The organism is Sinomonas sp. (genome assembly GCF_051955515.1).
In the GTDB taxonomy this organism is placed as follows: domain Bacteria; phylum Actinomycetota; class Actinomycetes; order Actinomycetales; family Micrococcaceae; genus Sinomonas.
The window spans coordinates 1-6,470 of sequence record NZ_JBQCGQ010000059.1 but is presented as its reverse complement, the minus strand read 5'-3'; the positions used below and the strand labels follow the sequence as shown (position 1 = coordinate 6,470).

Here is a 6,470-nt window from a genome sequence, read left to right as displayed (position 1 = left end):
GTCTACTTGAGAGTCTACTCATCCTGCAAGGCTCAGTTCAAGGGCCACCGCTTCCCCAAAGCTGTCTCGGGGGGCCGCCGCCCCGGGCGGGGGGGGGGGGGGGGGGGGTGGGGGGGGGGTGGTGGGCGGGGGGGGGGGGGGGGTGGGGGGGGTGCGGGGCCGCGCCCCCCCCCCCCCCCCCCCCCCCCCCCCCCACAACTCGGGGGGAGTGCGGCTAGCCGTTGATGATCTGGGGCTGGCCGAGGTGCTTGAGGCCTTCGGCGCCGAATTCGAGGCCGTAGCCGGACTGCTTGGCGCCGCCGAAGGGGATGCGGGGGTCGACGGCGCCGTGGGCGTTGATCCAGACGGTGCCGGCCTCGATGCGGGCCGCGACCTCGCGCGCCTTCTCGGGGTCGGCGGACCATACCGAGGCCCCGAGGCCGACCTCGAGGGCGTTGGCCATCTGAACGGCCTCGTCCACGGTGGAGTACTTGATGATCGGCAGGGCGGGGCCGAACTGCTCCTCGGCGACGAGCGGGTTGTCGTTGTCGATGTCCGCGACGAGGGTGGTGGGGTAGAAAAAGCCGGGCTGGTCCTCGTCCGGGTTGCCCCCGAGCAGGACGCGGGCGCCGGAGGCCTTGGCGGCCTCGACCAGGCCGGCGACGATCTGGTACTGCGCCTTGTTCTGCAGCGGGCCGAGCACGTTCTGCTCCTCGAGGCCCACGCCCATCGGCACGGCCGCGGCGTATTCGGTGAGCGCGTCGCAGACCTGGTCGTAGAGGTCCTCGTGGACGTAGAGGCGCTTGAGCGCAGCGCAGGTCTGGCCGGTGTTGATGAACGCGCCCCAGAACAGGCCCTCGGCGATGGCCTTGGGGTCGGCGTCGGGCAGGACGATGCCGGCGTCGTTGCCGCCGAGTTCGAGGGTCAGGCGCTTCACCGTGTCGGCCGAGGAGCGGATGATGGCCTTGCCGGTCGCGGTGGAGCCGGTGAACATGACCTTGCCGATGGCAGGGTGGGTGGTCATCGCAGCGCCGACCTCGCGGTCGCCCGAGACCACGGAGACCAGGCCCTCCGGCAGCGCGCCATTGATCACGCGCACCAGGGCCAGCACGGACAGCGGGGTGTACTCGCTGGGCTTGACCACCACGGCGTTGCCCATGCGCAGGGCGGGGGCGATCTGCCAGACAGTGATCATCATGGGCCAGTTCCAGGGTCCGATCGCCCCGATGACCCCGATGGGACGGTAGTGCAGCACGGCGCGGGTCTGGCCGTCGTCGACCAGCGTCTCAGGTTCGAGGGGAGTGGCGGCGGCCGCCCGCAGCCACGCGGCGCACGCGCCAACCTCGAAGCGGGCGTTGGGGCCGTTGAGCGGCTTGCCCTGCTCGCGGGAGAGGATCCGGGCGAGCTCCTCGGCGTTGGCCTCCACGGCGTCGGCCGCCGCGTTCAACGCAGCCGACCGGGCCTCGTGCCCCACGGCGGCCCAAGCCGGCTGGGCGGCCTTCGCCGCGGCGATAGCAGCCTCGAGCTCGGCGAGCCCATGCACCGGGGCGAGGCCGACGAGTTCGCCGGTGGCCGGGTCCAGGATCTCCCGGCCTGGCTCGCCCGGGGCCGGGGCGATCGCGTCGAGCAGGGAATCCGTCTGCTGCAAGGTGGTGTCCATGAGTCCTCCGCGGTGAGTCTGGCGTTGCGTTGCCTCAAGTCTGGGCGGGGGTGCAGCCCGAGGACTTGTCCGCCGGTGAAGGCCTCTTGTCAGAGCACGCATGATTCGGGGAGTGTGGTCGAGTCGGCGCGGGGTACGGACCCCGTGGCACACCTCATCGACCCGAAGGCGGACTTGTGACCCCTCAGCCAACCCTCGTCGTCCTGGCCTGTCCCGGCGCTGGCGCCGTTGACGTCGTCGTCCTCGATCCCGAGACCGGCCAGCTCGAGCCTGCCTCGCGCACGGAGGGACTCGAAGGTGTCGCGGCCCTCGCGATCGACGCCCATGGCACCGCGTACGCCGGGTGCAACTCGCCCCAGGGTCCCCTCCTCGTGGAGCTTTCGCTCGGGCGCGACGGCGTCGTCGCGCAGGGAACGTCCGTCGACCTGCCCGTCACCACCTGCTTCCTCTCCCTCGAGCCAGGCCATCCGCACGTCTTCAGTGCCTCCTACGGCGACCACCGGCTGGACCGCGTCACGATCCCCGGCGGTCCCCACGGGGAGCGGATTCTCACCTTCGACTCGGGGCGCAACTCGCATTGCGCTGCGCTCAGCCCCGACGGCAAGTTCCTCTACGCGACGTCACTGGGCGACGACCGGGTGAGCTGGTTCTCGGCTGATTCGTTCGCCGGTCAGAGCGAGGCGGACGACGGCGGCATCGCCCCCGCGGGCCAGGTCGCTGCCGAGACGGGGTCGGGTCCGCGCTACCTCCGGCTCAACGCCGCCGGAGACCGGGCCTACGTGGTGCACGAACTGTCCGGCGAGGTGGCGGTCTACGGGCGGGACGCCCAGACGGGCGGACTCGAGCTGAGGCAGCGGATCTCCGCCGTCGAAGGCCTGGGCCTCAAGCCGGGCGTGGTCCGCGGCGCCGACACACCGGATCCCGGGAACGAGGTCGTCTGGGCTGCCGACCTCCGCCTCACGCCCGACGAGCGCTTCCTCTTCACCACCGAACGTTCCACGAGCACCGTCGCCGGATTCGCCCTCGACTCCGAGGGCAGCCTCGACTTCCTCGGCTGGACCCCCACGGAGACGCAGCCGTGCGGGAGCGTCATCGACCCCTCCGGCCAGTTCCTTCTGGTCTGCGGCGAGGGATCCAGCTACGTGACCGCGTACCGGATTGGCGACGATGGATCGCTTACCGCCACCTCACGGGCCGAGACGAGCCGCGGCCCGGTGGCCGTGGAGTGCTGGCGTCCCTGAGACAGGCCCTAGCCGGCTGCCCGACGAGGAGCGACGAACCGCCCTCGAACGTAGGGCCTTAAGACCCTACGGACACACTGTTTCCGTGCGGCAGAGTCTGATTCGATGCGGGGGCTGCCAGTCCTTCGCACATATATTCGCTCTTTACAGGCGAAATGGACATGTCTAAAGATAGTAGCTACGCGCGAAGGACAGGCCATGCCGGGTCTCGGCACGGGCGGTTGCGCGGACCGTCCTGTGCTGGAGGGAGGACCCTGAACCAATGAGTGGTGTGGCGTTGGTCGTCGATGCGCGGCGCCTAGGTGCGTCGAGGGGAGCGGGCGCCAACGCGCTGTGGCGCATGAGCGCCGTCGCGAGCGACCGCGCCCTGTTCGCGCGGCCCAGCAGCAGGGAGCAGGCGCGCGTCATCGGGCTGCTGCCGCAGGCTTCGTTCCTGCCCGCGACCACCGCTGAGACCGGATGGTGGAAGATCGATGCGGTGCTCGACTTCATGGCCTGCCGCGGCCTCGACCGGGTGGTGTGGCTGGACGGTGAACTGCCGACCTTCGACCCACGCCTCGGCGTGACGTACCGCGAGGCGGCCGAGGATGCCCTCGCCGACGCCGGAATCACGCCATTCCTCTTCGCGCCCGATCCCGCCCGAAGCCTGAGCGCCTCGATCGCCGAGCTTGTGGAGGACTTCGCGGCCTGCCACTTCTGGGCCCCGGCGCGGCCGCTCCTGGCACCAGTTCTGGAGACGGCGGTCTAGCGCATCACGCTCAGCTCCCCGTCGCGAGGACGACGGCGAGCGTCAGCATGAGTGCCGCAACGCACCCGTCGAGGACCCGCCACGAGGCCGGCCGCGCAAAGAATCCGCTGAGGCCCCGTGCGCCGAAGCCGATGACCGGAAACCACAGCGCGCTCGCCGCGGCAGCTCCGATGCCGAACCACCAGCGCCCTGCGTCCCCCTGCGCATTCGCGAGGGAGCCTAGCAGCACGAGGGTATCCAAGTAGACGTGCGGGTTGAGCCAGGTCAGGGCCACCGTAGTCACGAGTGCGGACAGCATGGTCGAGTTTCCTCGCGTGCCCGCCGCCTCGAGCGTGCCCGGGCGGGCTGCGCGTCGGGCGGCGAACAGGGCGTAGGCGAAAAGGAACGCCGCCCCGACCCACCGGATTACTGAGAGAGCCGTGGGCGCTTCCCGAACGAGCGCCCCGATCCCCGCGACGCCGGCGAAGATGAGCACCGCGTCGCTCGTCAGGCAGACCAGCACGACCGGCAGCACCCATTCCCTCTTGATGCCCTGTCGAAGGACGAATGCGTTCTGGGCGCCGATGGCGACGATGAGGCCGAGGCTCGCGCCGAAGCCGGTCAGGAAGGGGGTCACCCTTCGACGGTAGGCCCGTGCGGGATAAAGATCAATTTAACATTTTTGCATCTCCATTAGAATCTGTTTATGGAATTGGACCAACTCCGGGCGCTGGCCGCCGTCGTCGATCATGAGACCTTCGAGGCGGCGGCGGGCGAACTGAGACTCACCCCCTCGGCCGTGAGCCAGCGCATCAAGGCGCTCGAGCGCTCGGTGGGCAGCGTTCTGGTGCGCCGGCTCAAGCCCGTGCGGCCCACGCCGGCGGGGGAGCGGCTTCTGCGGTCGGCGCGCCAACTGCTGCTCCTCGCCGACGAGGCGGTGCTCACCCTGCGCGGGTCACAGGGCGGCGCGTCGGGCCAAGACGCGGCCGACGGCGCGCGCGAGCCAGGCGCCGAACGGCTGCGCGTACCCATCGTGGCCAACGCCGACTCGATCGCGACCTGGCTCCCGCCGGCGCTGCGCGAGATCGCCCTCGGCGGCCGGATCGCCCTCGAACTCCTGCGCGACGACGAACACGCGACCGCAGACCTGCTCCGCTCAGGAGATGCCGTCGCGGCCGTCACAGCCGATCCGCGCCCCGTCCAGGGCTGCACCGTCCGACCCCTCGGCACGATGGTGTATCGCGCGAAGGCCTCCAGGGACTATATGGCCCGTTGGTTCCCCAACGGGCCAACCTCGGCTGCGCTCGCCGCCGCGCCGGTTATGCAGTACGACCGCAAGGACAGCCATCAGCTCGCCCTGCTGGCCCGGGTCGCGCCCGATGCGACGCCCCCGCAGCATTTCATCCCCGACTCGGTCCAGTACGTCGAGGCGGTCCGGGACGGACTCGGATGGGGGATGGTGCCCGATCAACAGGACCCCGAAGGCACGCTCGTGGAGCTCGATCACGACTGGGACGAACCGCTCCGGCTCTACTGGCAGGTGTGGACGCTCGACTCGCCGGGCCTCGACGAGGTGACGACCGCCGTCGTCCGCGCCGCGAAGGTGCTCGCCGCAGGCTGAAGGCCGGAAGGGCCTAGCCCTCGCCTTCGTGCGCCTCGTCGTCCGCGCTCTCGCCGGTTACGTCGTGGGCGGCGAGGTCGAGGAGCTCGACGCCGCCGAGCGGCTCGGCGCGCCAGGCTTCGAGGGTCCACCCGGCGCGGGGGTCGCCTTTCAGCACCGACATCCCGGTGTTCATGAGGGCCAATTCGACCGCCGCCTCGGCGTCAATGTCAGAGCGCAGGGCGGTATAGACGCGGATGGCCGCTCCGTGGCTGAACACGGCGACCGTCTCGTCGGACCCGTGCCGACCCGCGATCTCGCCGAGCGCGGCGTCGAAGCGCTCGGCGAACGCGTGCCCGTCCGGCGCCTCGGGCATGGCCTGGTCCAAGTCGCCCCGCATCCAGGCTTCGAGGCACCGGCCGTAGGCCTGGACGGCGTGGTCATCGCTGCGCATCTCGAGCGCGCCTGCGGAGATCTCCTCGAGACCCGGCTGAACCCGAAGACTCAGGCCGAGGGCCTCTGCCAGCGGGGTCGCCGTGAGCTGCGTGCGGACGAGGTGCGATGCGTAGATCGCGGCGGGCGACTCGTGAGCCAGCGCCGTTGGGACGGCCTCTGCCTGGGCGTGCCCGAGCGGGGTGAGGCCGGGACCCGGGAAGCCGGTATCGAGCGCGCCGCGCACGTTGGAGGGAGTCTGGCCGTGGCGGATCAGGAGCAAGCGCACGGTGGCAAGTCTAGGCGGGCAATACTGGTCAGCATGCGCGAACTCGTGGTCCTCGGCACCGCCTCCCAAGTCCCGACGCGCACCCGCAACCACAACGGGTACTTCCTGCGGTGGGACGCCGAGGGCTTCCTGTTCGACCCCGGCGAAGGCACTCAGCGGCAGATGATCTACGCCGGCGTCGCGGCCACCGCCATCCACCGCATCTGCCTCACCCACGTCCACGGCGACCACTGCTACGGGCTCCCCGGAGTCCTCTCCCGCATGGCGCTCGACGGCGTCGATCACCCCGTGTACCTGCACTACCCGGCGTCCGGGGAGCCGATGGTCCGCGCCCTCGTGGCGATTTCCTCTCCGGGCGTCGACCTCCGGCTGATGCCCCACGGCAGCGACGGCCCGGTGGCGCCCGGCCTCGAAGTCCGCGCCCTGAGCCACCGCATCGAGGCGTACGGCTACCGGCTCGGGGAGCCGGACGGGAGGTCGCTCGTGCCCGAGCGCTTGGCCGCGGCCGGGATCTCGGGGCCAGACGTCGGGCGCCTGCAGCG

General features: G+C 70.9%; 7 protein-coding genes. 4 read left to right on the top strand and 3 right to left on the bottom strand.

What is annotated here, in order from left to right; genetic code table 11:
• Nucleotides 1-214 precede the first annotated feature (214 nt).
• Nucleotides 215-1,639 carry an aldehyde dehydrogenase family protein gene (locus tag ACTHL9_RS03380; protein WP_440517318.1) on the bottom strand — a complete coding sequence of 475 codons (1,425 nt, stop codon included), beginning with the start codon at nt 1,637-1,639 and terminating at the stop codon, nt 215-217.
• Between the two features lie 176 nt (nt 1,640-1,815).
• Here ACTHL9_RS03380 and ACTHL9_RS03375 point away from each other — a divergent pair, with 176 nt between their 5' ends.
• On the top strand, nt 1,816-2,880 hold the full coding sequence (locus tag ACTHL9_RS03375) for a lactonase family protein (RefSeq protein WP_440517317.1): 1,065 nt from the start codon (nt 1,816-1,818) through the stop codon (nt 2,878-2,880).
• Nucleotides 2,881-3,151: 271 nt separating this feature from the next.
• Nucleotides 3,152-3,628: a hypothetical protein gene (locus tag ACTHL9_RS03370; protein ID WP_440517316.1), complete on the top strand. Its 477-nt coding sequence runs from the start codon at nt 3,152-3,154 to the stop codon at nt 3,626-3,628.
• Nucleotides 3,629-3,638: 10 nt separating this feature from the next.
• Here the strand turns inward: ACTHL9_RS03370 and ACTHL9_RS03365 are convergent, their stop codons facing one another.
• A complete protein-coding gene (locus ACTHL9_RS03365; RefSeq protein ID WP_440517315.1) occupies nt 3,639-4,244 on the bottom strand; it encodes a LysE/ArgO family amino acid transporter in 606 nt (201 codons plus the stop codon).
• A gap of 69 nt (nt 4,245-4,313) precedes the next feature.
• Between ACTHL9_RS03365 and ACTHL9_RS03360 the strand changes: the two genes are divergently transcribed.
• Nucleotides 4,314-5,228, top strand: coding sequence for an ArgP/LysG family DNA-binding transcriptional regulator (locus tag ACTHL9_RS03360; protein WP_440517313.1), 915 nt, complete (start codon nt 4,314-4,316; stop codon nt 5,226-5,228).
• A gap of 13 nt (nt 5,229-5,241) precedes the next feature.
• Here ACTHL9_RS03360 and ACTHL9_RS03355 read toward each other — a convergent pair whose 3' ends face one another.
• A complete protein-coding gene (locus tag ACTHL9_RS03355) occupies nt 5,242-5,928 on the bottom strand; it encodes a histidine phosphatase family protein (RefSeq protein WP_440517311.1) in 687 nt (228 codons plus the stop codon).
• A 33-nt stretch (nt 5,929-5,961) separates the two neighbouring features.
• Here ACTHL9_RS03355 and ACTHL9_RS03350 point away from each other — a divergent pair.
• The coding region (locus ACTHL9_RS03350) for an MBL fold metallo-hydrolase (RefSeq protein ID WP_440517310.1) at nt 5,962-6,470 on the top strand (509 nt) is incomplete at its 3' end.

Coding starts and splice junctions, on each gene's coding strand:
- ACTHL9_RS03380 (WP_440517318.1), bottom strand. CDS start 1,639: ATGGACACCACCTTGCAGCAGACGGATTCCCTGCTCGACGCGATCGCC.
- ACTHL9_RS03360 (WP_440517313.1), top strand. CDS start 4,314: ATGGAATTGGACCAACTCCGGGCGCTGGCCGCCGTCGTCGATCATGAG.